At 48.7% G+C, this 24262-nt stretch carries 21 protein-coding genes and 1 pseudogene; 5 read left to right on the plus strand and 17 right to left on the minus strand.

Annotated elements, in window-relative coordinates:
* Positions 1-258: 258 nt before the first annotated feature.
* The 4 genes from C3F13_01155 to C3F13_01170 all read right to left on the minus strand — a co-directional run bounded on the left by C3F13_01155 (position 259) and on the right by C3F13_01170 (position 3840).
* Positions 259-1020: a DUF72 domain-containing protein gene (locus tag C3F13_01155; GenBank protein PWB56708.1), complete on the minus strand. Its 762-nt coding sequence runs from the start codon at positions 1018-1020 to the stop codon at positions 259-261.
* A 175-nt stretch (positions 1021-1195) separates the two neighbouring features.
* Positions 1196-2443 (minus strand): hypothetical protein, encoded by a 1248-nt coding sequence (locus C3F13_01160; GenBank protein ID PWB56709.1) that lies wholly within the window; start codon positions 2441-2443, stop codon positions 1196-1198.
* A complete protein-coding gene (locus C3F13_01165) occupies positions 2440-3066 on the minus strand; it encodes a hypothetical protein (GenBank protein ID PWB56710.1) in 627 nt (208 codons plus the stop codon). The genes C3F13_01160 and C3F13_01165 overlap by 4 nt, the downstream gene beginning before the upstream one ends.
* A gap of 174 nt (positions 3067-3240) precedes the next feature.
* Positions 3241-3840 (minus strand): MBL fold metallo-hydrolase, encoded by a 600-nt coding sequence (locus C3F13_01170; protein PWB56711.1) that lies wholly within the window; start codon positions 3838-3840, stop codon positions 3241-3243.
* A 427-nt stretch (positions 3841-4267) separates the two neighbouring features.
* Between C3F13_01170 and C3F13_01175 the strand changes: the two genes are divergently transcribed.
* Genes C3F13_01175 through C3F13_01185 form a run of 3 tightly spaced genes read left to right on the plus strand, consistent with a single transcriptional unit; the run spans position 4268 to position 8523 of the window.
* Positions 4268-6706 carry an FAD-dependent oxidoreductase gene (locus C3F13_01175; protein ID PWB56712.1) on the plus strand — a complete coding sequence of 813 codons (2439 nt, stop codon included), beginning with the start codon at positions 4268-4270 and terminating at the stop codon, positions 6704-6706.
* A 32-nt stretch (positions 6707-6738) separates the two neighbouring features.
* Entirely contained in the window at positions 6739-7356 is a 618-nt protein-coding gene (locus C3F13_01180) for a hypothetical protein (protein ID PWB56713.1), read from the plus strand.
* Between the two features lie 6 nt (positions 7357-7362).
* A complete protein-coding gene (locus C3F13_01185; protein PWB56714.1) occupies positions 7363-8523 on the plus strand; it encodes a glycosyl transferase family 2 in 1161 nt (386 codons plus the stop codon).
* On the opposite strand, the gene C3F13_01190 is transcribed toward C3F13_01185, so the two are convergent.
* From C3F13_01190 to C3F13_01220, 7 genes and pseudogenes are all read right to left on the minus strand, one after another.
* Entirely contained in the window at positions 8518-9726 is a 1209-nt protein-coding gene (locus C3F13_01190) for a Zn-dependent exopeptidase M28 (GenBank protein ID PWB56715.1), read from the minus strand. The genes C3F13_01185 and C3F13_01190 overlap by 6 nt on opposite strands.
* 199 nt (positions 9727-9925) lie before the next feature.
* Positions 9926-10423 carry a hypothetical protein gene (locus tag C3F13_01195; GenBank protein PWB56716.1) on the minus strand — a complete coding sequence of 166 codons (498 nt, stop codon included), beginning with the start codon at positions 10421-10423 and terminating at the stop codon, positions 9926-9928.
* Between the two features lie 157 nt (positions 10424-10580).
* A pseudogene (gene dapB / locus C3F13_01200) lies at positions 10581-11383 on the minus strand (4-hydroxy-tetrahydrodipicolinate reductase).
* A 55-nt stretch (positions 11384-11438) separates the two neighbouring features.
* Positions 11439-13406 (minus strand): hypothetical protein, encoded by a 1968-nt coding sequence (locus C3F13_01205; protein PWB56717.1) that lies wholly within the window; start codon positions 13404-13406, stop codon positions 11439-11441.
* Positions 13407-13615: 209 nt separating this feature from the next.
* Entirely contained in the window at positions 13616-13813 is a 198-nt protein-coding gene (locus C3F13_01210; protein ID PWB56718.1) for a hypothetical protein, read from the minus strand.
* Between the two features lie 389 nt (positions 13814-14202).
* Positions 14203-14865 carry a hypothetical protein gene (locus tag C3F13_01215; protein PWB56719.1) on the minus strand — a complete coding sequence of 221 codons (663 nt, stop codon included), beginning with the start codon at positions 14863-14865 and terminating at the stop codon, positions 14203-14205.
* Positions 14866-15028: 163 nt separating this feature from the next.
* Entirely contained in the window at positions 15029-15544 is a 516-nt protein-coding gene (locus C3F13_01220; GenBank protein ID PWB56720.1) for a hypothetical protein, read from the minus strand.
* 264 nt (positions 15545-15808) lie between these two features.
* Between C3F13_01220 and C3F13_01225 the strand changes: the two genes are divergently transcribed.
* Positions 15809-16240, plus strand: coding sequence for a hypothetical protein (locus tag C3F13_01225; protein ID PWB56721.1), 432 nt, complete (start codon positions 15809-15811; stop codon positions 16238-16240).
* A gap of 153 nt (positions 16241-16393) precedes the next feature.
* On the opposite strand, the gene C3F13_01230 is transcribed toward C3F13_01225, so the two are convergent.
* The 5 genes from C3F13_01230 to C3F13_01250 form a co-directional block, all read right to left on the minus strand.
* The gene (locus C3F13_01230; protein PWB56722.1) at positions 16394-17215 is read right to left on the minus strand and encodes a hypothetical protein; all 822 of its coding nucleotides are present in this window, start codon (positions 17213-17215) and stop codon (positions 16394-16396) included.
* 702 nt (positions 17216-17917) lie between these two features.
* Positions 17918-18220, minus strand: a complete 303-nt coding sequence (locus C3F13_01235) for a hypothetical protein (GenBank protein ID PWB56723.1) — start codon at positions 18218-18220, stop codon at positions 17918-17920.
* Positions 18221-18409: 189 nt separating this feature from the next.
* A complete protein-coding gene (locus C3F13_01240; protein PWB56724.1) occupies positions 18410-19534 on the minus strand; it encodes a cytochrome C in 1125 nt (374 codons plus the stop codon).
* Between the two features lie 835 nt (positions 19535-20369).
* Positions 20370-20666 carry a hypothetical protein gene (locus tag C3F13_01245; GenBank protein PWB56725.1) on the minus strand — a complete coding sequence of 99 codons (297 nt, stop codon included), beginning with the start codon at positions 20664-20666 and terminating at the stop codon, positions 20370-20372.
* A gap of 290 nt (positions 20667-20956) precedes the next feature.
* A complete protein-coding gene (locus C3F13_01250; protein PWB56726.1) occupies positions 20957-21400 on the minus strand; it encodes a hypothetical protein in 444 nt (147 codons plus the stop codon).
* Positions 21401-22288: 888 nt separating this feature from the next.
* On the opposite strand from C3F13_01250, the gene C3F13_01255 reads away from it, so the two are divergent.
* The gene (locus tag C3F13_01255) at positions 22289-22891 is read left to right on the plus strand and encodes a hypothetical protein (GenBank protein ID PWB56727.1); all 603 of its coding nucleotides are present in this window, start codon (positions 22289-22291) and stop codon (positions 22889-22891) included.
* Positions 22892-23152: 261 nt separating this feature from the next.
* On the opposite strand, the gene C3F13_01260 is transcribed toward C3F13_01255, so the two are convergent.
* Positions 23153-24262, minus strand: a complete 1110-nt coding sequence (locus C3F13_01260; GenBank protein PWB56728.1) for a hypothetical protein — start codon at positions 24260-24262, stop codon at positions 23153-23155.

Here is a 24262-nt window from a genome sequence, read left to right on the forward strand (position 1 = left end):
TACTACGGCAATCATCGCAAGGTAAAGTAGGTCCAACATAAGCTGCTCCTGATTACATCCAGTCCAGCTTAATATAGTGTTTTTGAGGTCAAGTTGGTGGCAAGGTATTGAATAAATGGGTCAAGAAAAAATAAAAATCTCGCTAAAAATGTAATTGATCTGTTTTCTGGCCAGAAAAAAGCTGTAAATATTCTCCCCCATCCAAAATAAGTAATGACATTCTTCGATCGCTAACTTGTGATTGGATATATATTGAAATTATTCCAACAGCTGTTTTAGCCTGAGGGCATTGGCTGGTGCGTACCCTTCAAAGTCGTTATTAAAAAATACATACACCTGCCTGGCCCCTTTTTTTGCTAAGTTTTGGGCGAGCCGGGCGATTTCTTCAAGCTCGGTATTTGAGTAGTTATATGAATACCAGTGGCCACGGCCGTGCATGCGCAGGTAGGCTCTCGTCGAGGTGAGATGATCGGTGAGCTTATGCTGGGGCGAATCTACATTGCAGAGTGTAGCTCCTAGCTCTTCCAACAGACGCATGGTGTCTTGGCCATACCAATCGGAACGCCGGAATTCGACCGCTGCCCGGGTGGGGTCAGGGAAAGCTGAAAGGGCTGTGCGCAAGCGTCCTGAGTCTATGGGCATATTAGGTGCCACCTGGAGCAGGATCATTTTGAATTTGTCTCCCAGCAGTGTGCACGAGCGATAAAAAGCCTGAATATCCTGCTCCACATCCAACAGGAACTTGCGATGGGTGATCAACTTCGGCGCTTTGAGCACGTAACCGAACCCTTCGGGAGCGCCCTGCCTCCAGTTCAGGTAGGTCTGGTCTTTAAACGTGCGGTAAAAGGTGGCATTGACCTCCACCGCTGAAAATTGGCTTGAGTAATGATCGAACCACTTCTTTTGAGGCAGTTCAGGTGGGTAAAAACGGCCTTTCCAGTGCTCATAGGTCCAACCGGATGTGCCGATGTAATAAATTGGCTGCTCAGCTGGCATTGCCAGGCGGTTTATTTTGTCCATGGATTATCCATTTTATTATTGCTCAGCCCCCTTAAATCAGAAGCGCCCTGCACGCTATTGCGCACAGAGCGCTTCACGACCAACCCCCTGGGGTTGAAACCCTAATGCGTAGAACGCATTGTTTTATCTAAATCTTATTTTATCACCAGATTTCTTTAAAAATCATTAAAGTTGTCTAGTCTTCTTTGTGTTCTTTTTGACGCTTCCGGTTGTAGCTCTGCCATTGTGAGTGCTTACGGTCGGCTTCATCCATGCCGCGTTTCATACGTGCAGACATATCTTCGTAGTTCGAAGAGTCCTGTGCTGAAACATACGGCCGGCTAAGGTTGATCTGTTGAGTAAGCAATTGATTGGCTGCTTCCCGTTCTCCCCGGCGCTCGAGCTTCAGGGCTTCTGTGGCAGCATCCGCCAGCTCGACCACGCTGAAACGCTGCATGACCTCCTGGTTTACCGCGGCTTCTTCCACTTCCTTCCCGCTCGCATACCTGAAGCTTGTCTCTGCCTGGCCTTCGAACACCTGCCCAGGTTGACCCTGGCTGAAGACCTTGGCGTTGAGCTTCAGTTCATCTGCAGCTGCCCCAGCCGGTACCTGCAATTTCACGTAAAGATCCTGCAGCCTGCCTGAGAGCATGTCACCCAGGTAGATGTGCAGGCTGCCATCTTTATATTCAGCAGCCCAACCACCCAATACCTGCCAATCCATGCTCATCGGGAGGTCGATCTTCACTTCCACCTTACGCACCGTGATGCCGATCAATTCTTCAAATTCCTTCAAGAAAATCTTGACGATTCGCTCAGGCCGTTCAATGTAATAAAAGTTACCGCCACCCCGGTTAGCCATCGCTTCGAGAAGATGCTCATTAAACCCATGCCCAACACCGAAGGTCGAGGTGGAGATGGAATCCTTGTACAGCTCGAAGGCATGTTGCGCCAGGATTTCTGGGTCAGTCTGGCCCACGTTGGCCAGCCCATCCGTGAGCAGCATGGTGCGGTTGATGGTCCCCTCTCCGGCAGCTGCAGCGATTTCCCTGCAGCCGGTCAGCCAGCCATCGCGCAGGTTGGTCATATTTCCAGACGTGATGCTGGAGATCAGCTGTTTTATCTCGAAGCGGTTGCCGTGGGTTACCTTCATGCTGTGCGCCAGCACCTGGATGGTGTCATCATATACCACCAGGGCCACTTGGTCTTGCGCTTGCAATTGTTCAAGCACGTGGCAGGCAGCCTGCTTCACATATTCTAGTTTTGCACCATTCATCGATCCGCTACGGTCGAGCACCAATGCCAGGTTGATATCCGGCCGCCGATCGTCTTTCGATGCCTCAGGAGCCTGTACCCGGATTTCCAGAATTCGTTGAGTGGTATTTTCCTTCGATATGAGGCTCTTGTCTGAATTTAATTGGATGTTGAGTTTTTCCTGGTTCATTTCGTTCCTCCTTGTAATTTTGTGCTAAAGATTTTCCTTGAGAAACTGAGCAGCTGCCTGACTCGATATTCCATTTCTGGTTGTATTGGGTGGCGAAGATGAAGCTCTACCCCGGTTGCCAGCTCAAATCTTTGCCACATGCCTTCGCTCTCGTCTGAATAGATATCCTGCAGGTTGCTCATTGGTGGCACCGCTAAATCGGATTGTCTTGTGATCCTTATCTGGTTTTTTTCCGTCGTTCCTTTCGTTTTATATCTGGATTGGTCTTCCATGATCTGGTCGATATATTGAAGTGCCTTTTCAGCGGGCCTGGCATTGGGTTGGGAAGGCATGGGTTGACCTTGGAACCGGGGAGTGGTGGCTGAAGGCTCGAGCAGTTTATGCTTAACCTCCTCATCCGATAGCGTGTTCATGATTTCCCGGATTTCACGCAGCGGCAGGTAGGATTCCTTCAGCCTGCGGATGAGCTCCAGCCTGTCCAGGTAGCTGGGTGAGTAGTAAGAATATTTCCCCTGGTAGCTAGGCTGGGGCAGGAGCCCTTCTTCGATGTAATAGCGTATCGTTCGAACGGATATCCCGGCCCGTTCTGCCAGCTCATGGATTAAAAATTCTTCTACAACCATTTGGCACTCCTTGCTTCATTTTCTCTTTTCATTTGTCTGATAATAACATTATAACAGTATTACGTAATAATGTCAACGAGGAGATGGATGATTCCACATTTTTCGTAAAGGGATATCATGTTGAGTTGAATTTATGGAGAAAAGTGTAAATTTGTGCCCGTAGAAAATAGGGGTTTACGCCAAGGAGTAAAGTATGGGTCGGATATTGCCATGCCCTGGGTATATGTGGCTGGCGCCTTTTTCCCTCAAATGCTGCCAGCTGGTCTTCACCAAATTTTCTGCTTCTCCCCAGGCGAGCTCCTCCGGTGTCAGGTCGCCGGTAAAGGCCGAGCCATCGTCCAGCAGTAAGGACACGCTATCATCGGAGTGCCCTGGGGTGTGCAGGATCTCGCCTGGAATACCAGCCCTGGCCAGTAAGTCACGGCTCTCCGTGGTCGAAATGATCACATTTCCATCCGACGCGATATCTACATAATGGTCTTGGGATTTGGTGAACTGCTTCATCAGCGGGATATGAGGCACTTGGATGTCGATGACAATCAACGCCACCCCTGCCAGCTTGAGCTCTTGGGCCAGCCCGGCATGGTCGATGTGATAGTGAGTAGCCAGGGCATAGCAGATCTCTTTGCGGGGAATGTCCATTTGGTGGAGCCTTTTACACATCGTCCCCATCGTGCCAGGGTAGCCCAGGTCTACCAGTATGCGGGAATTCCCCGCGCTGATTACCCAGTAGTTGGTGGACAGGTACCCGACGTTAACGATGGTGAGAGCCATTGGCTTATGTATGGTCCTTCGAACCACTACCCTATTATGCCACAGGCCAGGAACCCGATTCACAGGGTTTGCAAAAAATCAGTGTGACCAAAAGCAGTGGACTCTGCTCCACAAACGGCGTTTTTTCGGGAAGATATTCCGCTCCTAGTGGTCATATTCTAGTTATGCCCTGTGTTCGATCTTTTTCAAGAATTCATTTCAATGAATTATTGTTCGGTATAATAACAATATTTAATTAATCGGGCAATCATCGCGTTTCAGCTACTTCTTTGTGTTGTTACAATTTATTTCCGATCAATCCGGGTCCTTAACATTGGTGATACAACTTTGCGGGGCCTTGGTCGAAGTTACACTTGATATTCTTTGCTGAGTTTCGTAAAACCTCAGGAAACAGGAAGGATATTTTTTAAGTGATGAGATTAATCACATGAAACTTATTCGTTATTCAATCTTGCGGGATCAATACGACGTGATCGTGGTGGGAGCGGGCTTGGGCGGGCTATCGGCGGCCGGCCTGTTAGCAAAACGGGGTTTATCGGTGCTGCTCATCGACCAGCAGGACAAACCCGGTGGATCATGCACGTCCTTTAAACGAGAAGACCATGTCTTTGACGTGGGCACTGCCATGTTGTATGGCTTTGGTGAAAAAGGTTTCCGCCCGTTTCGGTTCCTGATCAACGAGCTGGAAGCACCCATCGACGTGGTGGCCCATGAGACCCTGGCCCGCATGACCTTTGAAGGGCAGGAGATTGTGTTCTGGCCAGACATTGAGCGTTTCCTGCAGGAACTGTTTCGTTTATACCCGCAGGAAAAGGATGGCTTGCGAGCGTTCTATCAAGAACTCACCAGGATGTATGAGAATATCGTGGTCAAGAACGAGATTGTCTCACCTCCGTCTGAGCTATCGCCCCGGCAGGCACTGCGCCAGCTGATGAGTGATCCCCTGGTCATCGTAAAAATGCAGAGGCTCCTCTCCATAAGCACCCTGGACTTGCTTAGAAAATTCTTCCATACCCCAGAGGTGATCGATTTTTTTGACAAGCTCTGTTCTGCCTATGCCTATACCACCGCAGCGGAAACCCCTGCAGTACTGGCAGCAACGATGTTCATAGATAACCATATTGGTGGGGTTTATTTCCCTGCTGGCGGTGCGCAGATGCTCCCCAACACCATCGAGAAAGCCTTCGAGCGTTTTGGCGGTCAGACGCTCTATCGCCAGATGGTGGATGAAATCCTTATCAAAGATGGTCAAGCTTATGGCGTTCGCCTCAGCGATGGGGTTGAGATTCTCGCCGAGCGCGTCATCGCCAATGCCACGGTTTGGAACGTTTATGGCAAGCTGGTGAAGCCGGAGCACATCCAGCCAAAGCGGCTTAAGTGGGTGCAGGGTTTGATCCCCACCTATCCAAGCATGACCCTTTACATGGTTGTGGACCGCCAGGGCTTTCCTGAAGGATGTTATCCGTGGGAAATTTTTATCGAGAATCGCAAGGTGATCGATTCGTCCGACCTGACCTTATATATCAACTCGCTGGTTGATAGGACGCTGTGCCCACCCGATCACCTGGTGGTTATGGCCATTGCCCCGAATATGTGCGCGTGGCCGCACGCCGACGAACCTGGCTACCATTCTCCTGAATATGAAGCTCAAAAGCAGCGCGAAGCCGATCGGATGATTGACCAGATAGAGCAGCATCTGCCTGGTTTTCGCCAGCAAATTCGCACCCTCATCATAGGCACTCCTACATCCATTGAACGCTACTTATTGAAAAACGGCGGTGCGGTTGGAGGACCTAAAAACCAGATTGGGCAGGAGATGCTCAAACGCCTGCACGCCCGCAGTGAGTGGCAACACCTCTATTTCTGCGGTGATTCGACTACCATGGGCACCGGAGCTCCTGCCACCACCGTCTCAGGCATCGGCGCAGCCAATGTCATCCTGCGTGAGCTTCATCTGCTGGAGTATGAGCCGCATAAATTCAACCGCCAGTATGTCAACCTGGTTGACCTGCCTTATCGCAGGCCAGCCTACAAGCCGACGGATATCATCACTGCTGAAAATGCCTTCCTGGCTGCTGCTGATTGCCAGGGCTGCCAGGATCCAAAATGCGTGCAAGGCTGCCCGGCAGGCATCGATATTCCGAGCTTCATGCGCCGTATGGAAGCCAGGAATTATGCTGGTGCTGCTCGGGTGATTCGTGAGCAGAATCCTTTCGGAGAGGTGTGTGGGCTGCTTTGCACCCCTAATCGCACCTGCCAGAAAGATTGCTACCGGCGTGATTTTACTGACCTTCCTGTGCGCATCGCTGAGCTGCAGCACTGGGTGTGTGCTGAGGCAGGTCAGGCAGGATGGCTGCGCATGCGTGCGGGCTCTTCTGGGCAGCAGATAGCGGTGATCGGTGGTGGACCTTCCGCATTGAGCTGCGCTTATTACCTCAACATGGCTGGCCACCAGGTTAAGCTATTTGCCTCCGAATCTCAGGCTGGAGGGGCTTTGTGGGTTCAGTCTGGGATAGACCCCTTGCTCCAGGAAGCAGTCCGCTGTGAAGTGCAGACCATCCTTTCTAGCGGAGTTGCCTTTGAGGGTGGCAGGCAGTTTGGGCAAAACCTGGATCTGAACCAGCTGCTGGAGGATTTCCAGGCTGTTTACCTGCCGGAAGCAAATCTTGCCCCAAATTCAAGCCTCTATGAATCCTGGTTGGGTCGCGACTGGTTGAGCTCGGTTGACCCGCAGACGTACCAGATAAAAGACCAGTCGAAGGTATTCGTTGGCCAGGAATATTTTTTGGACATTGTCAGTGTGGTGGAAGCAGCCGCATCCGGCCGTCGAGTGGCTTGTGCGATAGACGATTATTTGCGTACTTGAAATGAATACACCTGGAAATTGGTGGGCATACCATGCATGAATACCTGACCTGGATCTTGTGGATCCTTATCGCATTTCTGTGCGGAAGCCTGCCTTTTTCTGTCTGGCTGGGGAAGCTCTTCCTGCATGCCGATGTACGCCAGTATGGTGATGGTAATCCTGGTTCTGCCAATGTGTTTCGAGCCGGGAATAAAGCCGTAGGTGCCTTAGCATTATTACTCGACGTAGCCAAAGCTGCTGCACCGGTCGGGTGGTGCTATTACAATTTGAGCATACGCGGGCTTCCCATGTTCCTGATCGCCATAGCACCGGTCCTCGGGCATGTTTTCAGCCCATTCCTGAGGTTTCATGGCGGTAAAGCAATTGCCGCCTCGCTGGGTGTCTGGATTGGTCTGACCCTCTGGAAAGCCTCCGTGGTGGGTGTGATTGGAACGCTGATCGGGATCGCCTTCGTGAGCCCCCCAGGCTGGTCGGTGATGTTGGGCCTGGCAGGCATACTCATCTCTCTCCTGGTCTGGATGCCTGAGCCATTTCTGTTGTCTGTTTGGGTTGCTGAGACGCTCATCCTGGTCTTTACCCACCGCTCCGATTTACGACACAGGCCGGTGCTACGTGCCTGGATCACCAGGCGCCTGAACCGCCGGAAGTAAGCGGGTATGAGCAGCTACCTTACCCATGGCCTGATCCTGGGTTTCATCTTTTTTCAAGCTGTAGTCTTGGTGATCGTAGTCAGTAATCTCATTCTACTGCGCGGCCCCAGGCATTACTCTCAACCACCCAGCTTCCCGCTTGTTTCAATCCTTGTGCCAGCTCGTAACGAAGAAGCTACCATCGCAAAGTGTGTCCAATCCCTCATGGGGCAAGATTATCCCTGCTTTGAAGTGATCGTGCTTGACGATCAGTCCAATGATGCCACTCCGATCATCCTTACGGAGCTTGCCATTTCGTTCCCCAGCCTGAAGATAATCACTGGCAGCGAGCCTCCGCATGGTTTTGTGGGAAAGAATTGGGCCTGCCATCAGCTTGCCCTGAGCGCTGCCGGTGATTTGCTACTCTTCACCGATGCCGATACAGTTTTCCTACCCACTGCACTGCGTCGGATCGTCGCCGCGCAACAAGGTGAGCAGGCAGCCTTGATCACTGGCTACCCGCGCCAGGTGGTGGGTAGCTGGGGGGAGAAGCTGCTTGTCCCATTTTTCCTGTGGGCTGTGCTGTGTTTCATTCCCTTGTGGCTGGCATATCGCCTGCGTCTGTCCGCCCTTTCCAGTGCAGTTGGACAGATGATGCTCTTTCAACGCAGTGCTTATCAGGCAATTGGTGGTCATGCAGCTTTAGGAGATCAGGTCGTCGAGGACATGGCCCTGGCAAAACGTATCAAACAGGCCGGTCGACGCTGGCGGGTTATGAAACTTACCGATCTGGTGTCGTGCCGTATGTACCAGGGAAGCCGGCAGGCCTTCGATGGGTTTTCCAAGAATCTATTTGCGATATTTGACTATCGACTGGGCGTCTTCATTTTCGTCTATCTCTGGCTGGGAATGTTATTCCTGGAGCCATTACTGGTGCTGTGCGCAAAGGCATTCAGCTTCGCCCCGGCTGCCTCATACGTTGAGCTAGTGGTGTGTATCGGTTTATCCCTGTTAATTTGGGAGATCTCTTACGTCGAGTTGGGATTTCAACCCTCCCTTGGGCTGATTTACCCATTGACGATGCTTGCGAATGAAGTCGCCGCGATCCGCTCCCTGGTGTTCAGCTTCCGGGGAAGGCTGTCGTGGAAAGGACGCAAGCTTGTTCGTCCGAAATGGAGATGGTTATAAGCCTCTGATAAACAGGTCCAATGCCTGGCTGATTTCCACCAATTTTGCTGGATCGACAATCTCCATCGAATCTTGTGGGGTATGGGTGATCTGCTGGGAATCGATGTGGTCAGTGAACCACTCCGACGATATCGCCACTGCCGGGCACCCATTCTGTATGAACATGCTGTGGTCACTTTGCACCCAGGGTTGACCTACCGTCAGACCGTCGAATTGGCTGATGATGCCCATGAGTCTCTGTTCGACTTCCACTGGTAAGCCATAAAACGAGAATGCAGACCTGCCTTCCTTGTAACCCGCTCCATCAATATTGATATTGAGCAGGATCTCAGTAAACCTACCCTGGAAATCGCGAATATAGCGCATCTGACCCGGGACGGCGTAATAATCTTCCCCATTCAGTGCCACCAGCTCAACCAGATTTGGTCCGTCATAACCCTTCAATCGCTCTGCCAGGAGCAGTAGGGTCACTACGCCAGTGGCATTGTCTATTGCCCCCGGTGTGCCCTTTTTTGCATCGATGTGGGCTGTCACTATCAGGCGCCCTCTGGAAAGGTGGCCCTTGCGGGCGATCACGTTGCAGCCTTTGCCTGGAACCCTTTCGGAAATACTCTTTAGAGACGCAGTAAGGCCCAAATAGGGTATCAGTCGTTGCCCCTCCTCCTCTGTCATATATACCGATGGGATGTCAAAATCACCATCTTCGATGAGCGGGAAGGGATATACTCCACCCGCCATGGATGCATTTCTGCCGGTGGCGCAGATAATGACCATGGGCTTTTTGATCTCAAGCAGTGAAATGATATGCTGGTGATCTTCCGGGTTGTAGAATACAAAGCTCTTGGGCATCAGCTGTTCTGTGGCAATCTCTCCATGCATGATCAGCAGTTTGCCGGTAATATTCTCTTCTTCCAGCTCAGCAATGCTGGATATGCTCACCAGTGGACCTTCAGCATCACAGCCTAACGAGTAGGGGCTGACGTTAACCTGGAACACTTCGCCGGCGCATCTCAGGCAAGCTCCACCATCGACCCAGTCCATGGCTTCAAATTCCTGGATTTCTACATCCCATCGATAGGACTTCAAATTTTCTGCAAAATAACTGGTGGCACGCCGGTTGCCATCACTGCTCACACTCCGGTCACAGATCGTGTCACACAGCATTTTGAGGTGGTCAAAACAGATGCGTCGGAGGGTTTTCATTGTTCACTTGATCGATTATTGGTCAAGAATTATTATGCTGATCCATGTAATTTTACTGCGCGTCCCTGTAAAAAAAACAATATGACAATGGCTTCGATCGGAACTTGCCGTTGGTTTTTGAGCCTGATTGATGTGAGAAGAAGCATGCTAACCATGTGTGCGCGGCAAACTTACCTCGTAAACCAACCTGGAAGGTGCCTTAGACCGTCTTCATGATGTATTCTCGCACCCGTTCGATCTGCTGGCGGATAGTCCCCAGGTGATAAGCCGCATGGGGGATCAGTGCCATGACTCCGGTAAGATAATCGCCGTTTAGTTCGGATTGTTTCCTTAAGTTTTCTACCAGCGTCTCGTATTCTCCCCGTAGTTCGCTTTTCAATTGCTCCCACCTGGTCTCATCCGCTTGGAGCGTATTCCAGCTTTCCTTCCAGCTGCCCCGGTATTCCTCACCTTGTAAAGCACGGTTGGCATTGGCCAGGCTCCATCGCAGATGCTCCACATGGGCTGCAATGGTCGTCCCTGGGTCGTTTCGATGGGTGGAGATGGAAGCCTCAAGCGCTGAAACATTCGCGATGAGCCCCAAGATACCCGAGTCAGGCTCATTATCAATGAACCAGGTAGACTTGGGGTCAGGCGGTCCAGCATAAGCTTCCGAAAATAGTGTAATGATCGATTGGATGACATCGTTTGTATTCATTTAGATTACCCCATTGATTTGTTCTATTCTAATTTTAAGAGCTGGGGAAACCAAACTTATACTTTGCCAGGCAGGTCACCCCCAACAAGCAAAAAAAGATAAAATTTATCTTATTAGTATAAATAAAATCTCAATTTTGTCAAACCTGCCCGTCTGTTCAAGAAAGGTCAAGAATGCTATCGAGCTCACGCTGCAAACCTTTCAAGCTGCTCACCTTACGGATCGCCATCAGCGCGCCTGCCACATAGGGTAAGGCGCTACTACCTGAATCATGGCGTAACGCGATCCTCTGGTCGGGCATACCGAAGATGACCTCTGCTGAAATGTTGTAGCCTGGCAACCGAATGGAATGCACCTGAGAGCCGTTCAGGCGCGCCCCGCGTGCGTCTTTTAGCCCCTGGGTGTCTTCCAGGGGTACACTGAGGTCGGATGGCCTGATATTGCCCAGCCGCGAGGCCAGCTAACGTGCCGTTCCACTGGGTGCATCGCGTTTATCATCATGGGCATAATCGATGATCTCCCAATTCGGGATGTACCTGACTGAAATTTCTGCAAACTTCATCATCAGGCTGCAGTGATGGCGAAATTCCCCACCGCCAGCACTGCCAGGTTTTGACGCTCGGCTGCTGCTGATAACTCAGCATAATCTGCTTCGGTTAATCCAAAAGTCCCGATCACCACATTCGCCCCTGCGTTCAATGCCGCCAGGCAGCTGGCTTTCGCAATGGTCGGTTTTGTGTACTCGAAAAATTCATCGCAGGTCTGCCCGACAGCCTGCTCAGCAGTTGTGAAGGAAGGGCAATCCAGTGCTGGCTCGGAGAGCACCTCACTCAGATTCCGACCCGCGTAGGTGCGCGACACTGCCGATACCAGCTGGATGTCATCACATTGCGCGATCGCCCCGGCAAGGGTCGACCCAGCCCATCCGGTGGCGCCTGCCAAGCAGACTCTTATTTTCATACTTCCTCCTGATCGATGCTCGGAAAGTGTGTTCTCTGCTTGGGCAATTATGCAGCTATGGTGTGTTCCAGGTGATATCGGTCCAGTGGACCGGATGGTCTGTGGCTGATTCAGGCGGCAGGATATAGGTTGGATCGATTGCGGTCAAGTTTGGTGAGAGGAAGATGTGATCGATGCGATTCTCACCCGACATGTCCACCCCGTCCGTGCTGATCTCCGTGGGAAATACACTTGTCCAGGCATTGGTATACACTTCATCGATGATCTGGTAGGCTTCTTCATAGTCCCGTAAATTAAAGTCACCCATGGCGATCATATAAGGCTTGTCCTTTGAACGCTCGATCAACGTGTGGGCAAAGGCCACCATCGCCTCGTCTGAGCTATCGGGATGCACATCGTAGATCGTGAAGGTCTTGCCTCCCACTTGTACTTCCGTTTCGGCTACACCCGTTTCGTCCTTGTCGCTATACATGAATGCCGTACGTGTATTCTCGAGCGGGTACTTCGATAGGATAGCAGTCCCATAGGTACCCGACACGGTCTTAGGGCCGTAATACGAGTAGTAACCCAGGTTGTCAGCGAAATAACGTACGTAATCATTATTGTTGAGCGAGATGCGTGTCGAGTCGGTCTCTTGCAGGGCAAGAATATCGGGGTTAACTCGGCGGATGAGTGCCAGTTGCGCGGCATAAGATTTTTCACCGTTATCATCGTTAGATTGCTGCGTGTTGAAGGTCATCACTCTCAGCGTGGTTTTCCCAGCGGCATCTGCCTGGACGTGCATCGTTGGAAGAGCGAACACGAGCGTGCCAACGAAGATCAGCGTGAGCACGGCTGACCAGATCCAGGAATACCCGCTCACCGGCTCATTTTTAGTCGTAGTCTTACCCCGCGACAGCCGCCAGGCGATAAGAGTGAGACCCCCCGATAACAAGAAGAAAGACAGCCAGTAGGTGTTGCGGAAAGGCGGGCTGACTGGCTCAATGTATCCCCAAACATTCGTGAAGATATTGATAAAGATCAGCACGATCAACGTCAGGCTTCCCAGGAATATCCCCAGTGCCAGGCTGCGCGGTTTCTCAGTAGACGTTTGCATCTTTTGAATGATGACTTCCAGGTCAAGGAATAGCACTGGGAAGAGGATGAGCATGAAGGCCAGCGGGATTTGCTGCCCGGCAGTTGGGGCTCCAACTACCACCGCCGGTGAGTCTATTGTCGCAGGAAAGGCGACCCGCTGCGCCAGCAGGGTCAGGGTCAGGCTAAGGGTGAACAGCAGGTTCCAGGCGATGAGTATCCCGGAGGTGATGTGCTCGATCAAGGCTGGCCGGTTGACCGAGATCCCAGCCCACGCCAGTGCCAGCAGGCACACCAGCGCCACGATCAACGTGTAATTCCCCTCCGTCCAGCGAGCGATCACTGCCGGGGCAGAGACTGAGAAGTACACCAGGGTGATGACCAGGTAGATACCCAGTATTGACAGCGTGGGTTTGCCTCCATAGCTCGGGTAGGATAACCTGCGGTGGCTACCAGCCAGGAGCAGGCATACTGCGAACAATATACCCAGCAGCCAGCCCACCCAGCTGCCATATATTGTCAGTGTGTAGTCTATCCCATGACCAGCCGTGCGTAGCAGCACCGATACACCTACAGCCATTGCCAGACCTGCCGATGCTTTTCGCGCCGCCATTGGCAGGCTAGTGATGAGCAGGAACAACAGGCTGAAGGACGCTGCGCTGGCGATCCCTGCAACGATCATCCGGTTGGAGGTGTTCAGATAAGGCATCGCCCCGCGGCAGACGAACAGCAAGCCGAACAGAACCCATAACAACGGGCGGCTAAATTTCTTGTAGAATGGTAGTCCCAACAGCGGTACGAAGAAAAACAGCACCCCCAGCACCTTGGCATCCAGGCTGGAGTTCATCAAATCCAGGATATAGATCGATTCGACCAATACACCACTGGATTGGATTAGGAACAGGAAAAGGATCGCAAAGAAGATGATCAGCAAGTGCTGTTTTTTCATGTCAGACACTCCTAGTTTGAGGGAAGGTATATTCGGTTGATACAGAATTATTCAAGCCATTATTCGGCGTATGATAAAACACCCTCAACGAAGAGAGGGTGCTTTATACATCAGAACTAAAGGAGCCGTAAACCGCACCTGTCAAGCTTACTGGCGATGAGCTGGGCAGGCCTGCTGGCTGAGTATGCGCTGGTGAGCCCGATAAGGTCTCACATTTCCATCGGGGTTACGAGCTGGAAGTAATTGCCATCCGGGTCAGCCAGGGTGGCGATCCAGCCTCCATCCATCTGGTAGGGATCGCGGATCACCATGCCTCCCAATGCCTTGATCCGTTCGAACTCTTCTTTGACCTGGCTGGTCTCAAAATTGAGCATCACCCGCCCTGGGTCTTTGGTAGGCCCACGCATTTCCGAGTGATCCAGCAGGCTGAGGTAACTACTGCCCACCTGCTAGCCGTAAAAGCCATTCTTCTCGTCGATATAATCTGCCGACTTCCCCAGCACCTTCTCGTAAAACCCTGCCATCGTCTGCAGCCGTTTGGTACCGATCATGATCGAGTTAAGATTTAACATGTTACACCCGCCTTTCTTCGAGTAATTAGGTAAAATTTATCTCAATAATGAGAGATGTGCAATTATAACGTAAACTTCCTCGGGGAGCAGGCATGAAAACCGATACCTGGGTTCACCGGGTACAGCAATGAGAGCTTCTCAGCAACCGCTGGGAAGCTCCATACGTTGAGGCGATAGGGTGAATTACTTGATTTCAGCTATGGAACAAAAAACGGGTAAATTGCTTATGGTTCCTGATAGGCATAATCGGACATATACGATTCGATTTCTTCCCGGGTATAGGTATAATCTTCTGGTGCGGCGTTCCTAGAGCTGCTGCTTCCCAGATTGGCAATATTCTTACCGTTGAACATTACCTTGGCTGTTTGCACCGTACTCTCGCTGAAAATGGTCATTAATATCTGGTCGCGTGCTGCAATCTGCACGATACCCCCAACAGCAAAATATTCACCATCCAATGCTACTTCGACTGCCCCATCATTGAAAGTGACGCTGGTGACATCTATGTCAGTACTGTCCCATGCGTTTCGTGAATCAAGTAGCATTTTTCCTAAGGCTGCCTCGATGTTACTAGCGGGATCAGGGCTGCTTTCCACTGGAGCAAGAGTTGGCGCTAAGATCAATTCATCAGGCAGAATTTCCACACTGCCGGCTGGCGGAGTCTCCTCTCCGAGCTGGACAAAATAGTAATATGCTATTCCTGGAGCTGGCTGGGGTATTGGTGTCGCGGCGGGTGGTTCAAGGGTTGAATATGGTATGGGTGTATCTGAAGCAGGGATGGAAACGAGGGTAGATGGTAACGTATCCTGGGTTGGCAGAGCCTTGGAGCTGCAGGCACTGAGCGAGATGGCAAATATGCAGGCACAAATGCATAATAACCTTTTCATATGACACTCCTCCTGGCAAAAGGTTGTGTTGAGCCCTGAATAACCATACCCATCCTTTTCAACTGGACTGCTACATCATTTCAGATAGATTTTGTTCCGAAATTAGAAACAACTTTTACTGGATGGGAAATAACCTGATTAACCTTGGTCAAACAGAGGTGGCTCAGAGCAGTAACAATGCTCCCACAACGACCGTTACCACCCCAATGATGATGAACATGATTCCCATGATGAGTATCATGTTGGATATTTTTGCTGTCCTATCCAGTACAGCTTCTTTAGGGTTTTTGGGGTCGTAATAAACAGTCATCTCTTTACCTACCGGATAAAGCGCAACGTCTTTCTCTGCATTCTCTGGCTTCGAATAAGACTTTGTTCCACCGAATGAAATCCGCTTTGAAGCGTACTCCACCCCCGCTACCTGGTAGGTATAGCTAATTTCCGGGGTATAGACTGGGGTGCTCTCACCATCTTCGTCAGAGCTCATGAGCATACTTGAACCCTGCTTAACCCTGGATTCCTTGATCGCGCCAGTTGTTGCCAGCCACCGCGTGCTCTCTTCGGCTTTTCTTTTATTAAGGCGATGTACGAAGATCAGAATCACACCGATTGCAATAAACAACACTGTTAAAAATATTACAATTAAGATTGCGGCAGTTCCTGATGATTGGGTTTCCATATCTCCTCCGATGCGAATGGTCTCGATATTCTAATTATTACCAAAAAGATAAAAAACGCAAGTGATTTCGCAGTTCCTGTTCACCTCATTTCAACCCATAAAAAAAGCCTGCCTCGATAAAATGCCAGGCTTAACATCCAGGGTTGCCGAGATATGAAACGTAACCTGATCACTTATCCTGGTTGAATATAAAAAGGTTGTTTGTTGTATACTACTGATGAACATTTATCCAATTCATAATAATTAGCAACGTGGAAGGGCTTTATGGCGACACCTGATGCAGAAGAAGAGAAGATAGACCTGATATCCCTCTTAGGGACGACGAGGGATACCATGAATAAAAAAAGAAGAAGAACCAATATTCTTATAATTATTGGTGTTATCGTCGCAATTAGCCTCTATATTTTGTTCTCCTATTGGCATCCCTTCTGGCGATATCAGTCCGGTTATGTCTCAGCAGCACAATTTGGGGAGGACTGGCCATTCACCATATCTGAAGCGAGGGTGATTTGCGCTGGTCCTTACGATATGCTCCTGCAGACAAGGGCGGGTACTTTCGGATTGACCAGTAATGCGCAGGCTATCGGTTATCAAAGTTTAGAGGAATCGACTATTTGGAAATATGATCCAAATGGCTGGCAGAATCGCGTGCCTGCCGATAAATTCTGGCTTTACATTAATACATTGTGTAAATAAACCATCAACATCGACCTGGCAGCATCGATTATGCCGTCGATCACTTTATGATTCAATTCTTAGTAGGAATAAGTTACCCTAAAAACATCGAAGCGGAACATCTTCGTTTTTACAAGCTTAGGTTCGGATACCATACGGATCACTGAACCTCGATCATGAGTCTGTAAGTACCTCGGCCAGCAAGGCTTTAGCTCGCTCCGCAATCCGAATTGAGATGGTCTCCCTAAGTAGCTGGCCTCTTGCAGCACTCGCCGTTACTTCTGGATCGTTGGATCCGTCAGACACAGCGGTAAAGATGCCAATGTACTTGTGTTTCGTTACTCGGCGTCGTTGCAGGTGCCTGGGCTCTTCAGCATAGAATGATCTCAAGCTGCCATCTGTTTCGAGGGTTTTACCCAGATCAACCAGGTCTGGTCGGATAGCCATCAGCAGTGATGTCTCGCCTCCTGCAGCGTGCTCCTCCGGGTAATTTAAATCTGGTACCAGTTCCTGGTCTGTGAGCAGAATCCATTTCATACTCGGATATCGAGCAAGGAAATCCTCTCCGCTGGCTTGAATAAGTGGTAGATTGCTTTCTTTTGACCAGTGACCGCTGACAACCACGATGACTTTGAAACCACGTCGTCGTATAGCTTCATAAATATCCAGAAGCAAATTATGAAAAGTTTCGGGGCGAATCCAGAACATGCTGCCTGGTACGTGGTATCGCTCGCCATCTTCAATCCCACCTATGAGATAGGTGCCGTCTTCTAAATCCTCACGCGTGTCGCAGGACCAATAGAATGGCGGTGCAACAATGCCGCCTGAAAGCTGTGCTGCAGCAATGCAGATTGCGTGAGCTTTAATAGCATCCAACCCAACCGCATTTTGCTCGCCATGCCATTCAAGGACTCCGAGTGGCAGGTAGCAGATTGGAGCGTTAGCAATGGCCTGGGCGAATTCCCAGGGGAACAATTCTTCAAACTGTACCTTCATGATTATGCCATCCTTCTGCGTGCACCTGCTCAATTTACTGCCGGTGTGATGGCCCGTACCTGGCCGCTGAACAGAATGTGATTTGCCTGAGAAATAACCTTGAAATGTGGAGTGCTATAACGCAGCAAGCTTGCCTGCAAAAAATACCCCTAACATGGCCTCTATTTTATTGAGTATGCATTTCTCAATGCACCATTAGCAAGATTCTTGAAGAATCGATTACCAGGTTACCAGAGAAAACATGAAAACTGAAAAAAGAAATTCGAAAATAGATAATACAGTCCCTAAAATTGGAAATGTTTTTTTCGGTCAATCTGCAAAAGTCCATATAATCCTAATATAAACGCTGCGGTTGGCAATACCATTGTTGACACAAAGGTAGGGATGATCAAACTTGGTATTTCAGAATACCAATCGGAAAATATGAAAATCCATAATAATATGTCGAAAATTACGATGCTAATCGATGCGATCCCTAATTCTGAGTGTTTCTTTTTTGCTTCTACTACTATTTTGTCCTCCTTTCATCCAGATCAAACAATATGCTTCTGGAGTCGCCATTTTAGTATCGCATGATTTGTGAAGGGGGGCCACCGTGGTGGAATGGCCTTGACTCAATCAACTCGCCAGTCGGAAGTGAATAATATTGTAAATACTTAAGCTTGGGCAAGTAACTTGCGTTGTCTATCTTGTGTTGACTTCTCACTGGCTATATAGCATTATTAATACAAAGAGGGATCCAACAGCGAATAACTCCAAAATGGAAAATACTATTCCTAAAATTGGAAATATTTTTTTTCTTTTTTTCTGGATCAAACCCACAATACCCAGGATGAGCGCTGCAACTGGTACACCAAGAAATAAAAACACAAATAGATATCCACTGAAGTAATTGGTTAAACCTGCAATATTCAATCCAGCAATCCAGAGTATTATCACAATGATAGTGATAGCCAAAGAAGCGATCCCATATTCTGAGTGTTTCTTTTCTACCTCTACATCCATTATTCCCTCCATAATTATTAAAATAATAAGATTACTGGTTTTGTCTCCTAGCTAAGTATAGCGCGATCTAAAAAAGGGGGGACGCAGCTGTTACTAGAAAGAGACACTGAAACCTCGATGATCAAATCAAAACGGGGCAGGCAAGGTTGCCCACCCCATTCTTGTTAGCAGTTTCTTCGCGAGTTCGGATTATTTTTTGGGAACAAAGCCATCCGAGAGGGTCTTCAAGAATGCCACGATGGCGAGTTCCTCACCATGATTCAACCCAAGATTACCCATTTCGGTGGTGTTGACATTGGCAGACACTTCTGGGGCCGGCCAGCCTGCGCCGGGAACGTCCCTGGTGTTATAGAAGTGAACGATCTCCTCCAATGACTTGAAGTATCCATTGTGCGAATAAGCTTTGGTGAAGCTATTGAATGGCCTCAAGTCAACATTTCGCAGGGTTGGAACCTTGTGCTTGCCCCATTCTACTCCGTAGACATCCTCTGGGAAGCCACTATGCATGAGGAAGCCACCCAGACCTGGGTCCGCAAAGGTCGGATCAGCTATCGTGGCCGGGTTCAATGGATTCTTCGGTACGCCCAGGTTATCGTAGGTGAAGTCTGTGAAGAGTGGTTCAACATGGCAGGCAGCACACTGCGCCTTACCGCGGAATAGCGTCATACCCCATATCTCCTGACCGGTGAACCTGGCCCTCCCTTTCAACCAGTAGTCATACTTGGAGGTGAACATGCTGACCTCGCCGGATCGCTCGTACGCTGCGATGGCACGACCAATACAGTTATATCGCTCAAGAATGTCAGGGTCGGGGCATAATTCAATGAAATCATCTGCATAGTCCGATGCCAGCACTTTGGCAACCAAGGTCGCTGCATCGGGGATAGCCTGCTCCTTCGGGTTCAGGAAGGGTCCTTTCGCCTGTTCAGCCAGCGGGTCTCCCAGGGTCCAGCCGGTTGCGCGGCCATCCCAGAACATACCGCCCACCCACATCTCTCCATCAAAATCCAAGATTGGGCTATCGCCGGCGTACGCAGCTGACGGTGGCTTTCGGTCGCCAAAAGCACCCGGGATTGAACCTTCGTAGACCGCTCCAGCGGCATTGATGGCACTATCAGGGCCGGTCCAGCCCACAGATGGACTATGGCAGGTGGCACAGGACTGATTATTGTTTAAGGAGAGGTTTACATCGAAGAACAAATTTTCCCCAAGTTCTTCCTGAGGCGTCAGGGATCCCTGAGCTGATGCCACAGCTGCGATCGCCAGGATAGTGGCTGCTGCGAGCAATACTGCGAGATATAATTTTGTTCGCATTGTACATTCTCCATACACATAGGTAGGTCTTACAGGTGTTGTGGCCTCATCTTCCTGCCAGTTACCAGATGAGCTTTAGATCACCATCTGCACAAAACTATCTGCATAATAAAGTGATCTACCACCATGGATAGATGGCTACTGGGCGTAGGTGTCAAGTCCCCTGACATCACCTCCTTTGCACGCATGAGACAGGATTGGAGCTGCTTATCGTGCAAAATGAACATTGTTAAGTTCGAGTTCAGATAAAATGACTTTTTGCCCAATATCTAGCGGTGATTGCTCTATATATTGATGCAGGTGTTGATAAAACTTTTTTATCTATACTCGAAATAATTACGTCCCTAAGATATTTATAACAAAATTAGACAACAGAGTCAATAAGATTTTTCTCTATTCCTCATAGCATTCAATGGATATGAGCAGCAGTGACCAATTGCAGCGCGAGCATCCTGCTTTATCGAGCTATCCGTCCTCCAACACCCACCGGAACTAAATTGGTAAAACGGACCTTAGCAAAGTATTGAAGTATAGGTGTAATTACATAATACTTTCTAATTGTTCCTGACCATCCTCTACAATAGGTGGAATCTTCTTAATAGCGGGATGATCGCTGCGGTTGTTCCATTCCTGGTGATTGGTATACCATCTCTGGTATTGGGCATAATTCCCGTCAAAAATCCATAAACTGGCATTATCCCAGGTTAGCTCGTTAGAGCGATACCTGAACCGTCCAGCCAGATGAGGATTCTCTGGGGATATAGCAGCTCTCTCTCAGATTGGTACTTCAACACCCAGGAAACAATGTGAATGACCTCGGAAACCCCGGATTGGATTATGTATCTTTAGCAAGGTTATTCCGCTTCATAAATTCTGAGACCAACACTACGCTTCCACCTGGCAGGCGGCCCTCGCGCAGGATGGCTTCGAAAACCACCTGCTCATCCTCGCTGAGCGTGATGTCCTCGCCTCGCTTGCGGATGATCACATTGGCGGCGATATGCAGTCCGCCTGTGGGGATGGTTTCCGGAAGCTTCCCGGTTTCACGTACTGTATCAACCACCCACTGGTTGGTCGCATAGACAGCTGCGGTGAGCTTCAATTCTTTTTCTGATATATCTCGATTAGCCATTTCACATCCTCCATTCATAGATTAAAAAAAAGCAACCCCGAGCGGTTCGCTTCAGGGTTGCGAAATAATAAATATAGCTATTGGCTATTGTAACACAGGTTGGAACTTATATTCGAATACCTTATTGATCGAATTTCTAGTAATTATATCTGCACAAACGCCGTGGGTTTAAAAAAAGGAGCTATCCCACAAACCTGTTCAAAATTCTCCTTTACTCCTGATAACTACGTGGCTTGCTAGGTTATTAAGCACCTCGATGATCGTTGAGCGGGCTTAAAAAATAAGGTGAATTATTTCTTTGGAGCCTGGCAATTGGGGCATTGACTGGCAAAGCGATGTAACAGTGCTCCGCAATTAGAGCAGGCATAGCGGTCTTCAACTTCTTTTACCCAACGTTCAGTACCTAATTCCTTCCATCGAGGTATAGCTTCTAACATTGCATTTCTTGAAATTTCAAAGGGAAAACTATTTATATTGTTACATGGAAAATCATCACACTGGTAGCATCCTTCCAAACTTTTTTCCTCCGCACATGCTCTGATAGAACAAGTCTTGGCGAATTGAAAAGTATTTTCCGACCTGCATCCATCACAAACCACATTCTCAGGCGAAGTGCCAAAGACAGAGGCTAGTAGTCCTTTAAGATTTTGGTCATTATAAAGATCTGCGGATCTAACTGCACACACGCTGCAATACATACCGCATGGCGAGAGATATTCTTTCTTTACGCTCATCAGGTGTTCTCCTTTTTTAGAAGTTTTTCCGCCGATATGGTTTTGACATCCCAAATCATTTCTTCATTCACTTTGCCTAGCATCATTTGGTTGATACGATGGAAAACATTTACCCCGATATTCTCCAGTTTCTGAAGATGATGTGATATTATCAACTTCGAAAAGCTCATATCCCGTGAAGGCTTTTAGCACTCTGTCGCAACAATCGTCTTTTGGGTGCGTATTTTGCTCTGGCCATCTTTTCACTGTGTACACAGCAGATGTATCTGACATGTTCTTAAGCAGTAGAACACAGATTTGACTGTAGAATTTTTGAATAGATTGATTTTACAACCTGTATACAGTTTTTTCTATTAATCAGCTTGAAAAAACGAATAGAACAACCCACCTCAAAAATACAATAGCTGAATATATTGTATATGCCTTCTACGAAAAGTCAATAAATTGTAGATATGGGTAAGGTCGAAAACCCCCAAATCATTTCTAAAAACAAAAAGCGCCCTCCATCCGGAGAACGATCGATATTTTCCCTATCCATCTTAATGTATTATAGGTCGAAACTTATGCCTGTTAATTTGATATAAGTATTAATTTGGCGACTCTCTAGGAATGAAAAAGCTTTGTACATTTCTGCCATCATGGGTTTCCTCGATTTCACCGGTCCGGTAGACCCACCTTGTGGGACCCAGCAGTACGTGTTCAATATTCTGGGTATTCACACATGCCGCCCGGTGTCGCATTGCTGTCACAGCAAACGAGTTGGGCTTTTGTCCTTCGAGTTTTCACAATAAGTGTATGGTTCCTTTTCCAATTATCGATGTACAATAAAATAATAAAGTAATTGATTATGACGATAAACTGTTCGATGGGTAACAGAAGGAGAAAAAAATGAAGAAAATTACCTTGTCCTTCCTTGTGGTTGTATTCCTGGTCATACTGGCAGTTGGAGTACGCCTGGCAGCCGCCAATACGATCTATATGCCCATTGTGTCCAATCCATCACCTACACCAACATCTACGCCAACCCCAACCCCAGATCCAAATCCTGAAGCACTTCCAAATGGAGGCTTTGAACAAGGGCGCGTTACCTGGCATGAATATTCCTATCAGAGTCACATACTCATCCTCAAAAATAGCGATATCGCCCATAGTGGCAGCTGGTATGCGCAGTTGGGCGGCTCGAATAATGCTGCTGACTCGATTGATCAAACGGTTGTGGTTCCTCCTGATCATCCATACTTGTCATTTTGGCGTATTATCGATTCCAAAGAAACAATTTGTGGAAATGATGTATATAAAATTTACGTCAAGGACACGTTGATTGATAATTATCCACTTTGTTTGGGAAATACTCCTGAATGGCATCGAAAAGCATATGATTTACGGGCGTATAGTGGACAATCCGTAAATATCACGATCCGCGTTGAGACAAATTCATTCCTGATCAGCACGTTACTGCTTGATGATTTTGAATTTCGCTCGACTCCTTGAGGAGCCCGAATTCACAGCTGTAGGTTGGGTTGAGAAGGAAGATTGTTCGTTCGAAACCCAACTTTATTCTAAATATATACCCGTCTATACGTCTCGGTCCACACGGCAGATGAGAAAGGATCCATCTATCAGGTGACGTCACCCGCAAGTGGGCGAGACTTGGACTTAGCATGAAAGGTGTATAAAACCGAAGTCAGCTAAATTTCTTTTAATCGCGCTGAATTCCGCTTGTCGGGTGTACACCGTGTTGGGCAGCTTTTCTTATCGCGAAAACGTATCATACAGGTCCTGTTTGACGAGATCAACATGAGGTTCCAAGCAGACGTGAATGTTTGGCTCGACATTTGGAACAACTTTGGTCTGTCCTAAGGTAGGTCCATTGTCCATGATTACTTCAAGATTTACTGGCTGAAAGTTACACGATTCAGATTGAAGCATAATGACTGCGGCTGTTAGATCGAAAATCTCAGCTGTCTTAAGACCCCAAGTATTGAACATTATGTCGTAGAGATCTACAATCATATTGGCTTTATCATCACCTTTGCGCCATGGAAGGATATCTTCATGGCTAAACACCACTTTGTTTGTGGCGTCAAGGGGTACCATAAATAATTCCAAGCCAGACTCGAATACTTCTTTTACGGCTTGTGGGTCGGCTATCATATTCCATTCTGCAACTTGATTTTTAGATTCGCGTATCAGGCCCGTAATGTTGCCGGGGACGTCCACCGCGCCACCCATGAAGTAAACCGCTGAAATATTACCCTTAATAGTCGGGTCAAGCTGTAAAGCTTGCGCAAGATTAGTAAAAGGTCCGCTCACAAAAATAGTTACGGGGTCTGGAGCTTGATTAATCATAGAGACCATCAATTCAGGGGCATTCTGAAACGGATAGGTCTTGTCAGCATGCGGTAACGGATAATCCCAGAAATTATCGCTTAATTGACGTAACCAATCGGGGAAAGGAGTACCTGCTGCCAAAGGGGTGGCTTGTCCGGCGCCAAGTGGAATATCACGAATACCAAGCTTATCCAGCACACACCCTACGTGCTGTATGTATAATTCGGGGTTCGCCTCACCATATGAGATGGTTATAGCCTGAATGGATATATCTGGATGACTTAACAAATAAAGAAGCGCTGCCATCCCATCGCGACTGCCATCATCGTCATACAGCAAGAGCATTTTATTGTGCGACGACGTGGGCTCAACGGTCTCGGTAGAAGTAGATGTCGCAGTTAGCATTGAGGTTGTCAGGACAGATGTACAGGTATCTGCTACAGTTGGAGTGATTGCAGGTACACCGCACCCTACGACAAATAGTATGAGAAACGCTAGAGCAATAAAAGGAAATAAAATTCTACTGCCCAT

It is taken from the genome of Anaerolineales bacterium, assembly GCA_003105035.1.
Lineage (GTDB): Bacteria > Chloroflexota > Anaerolineae > Anaerolineales > UBA4823 > FEB-25.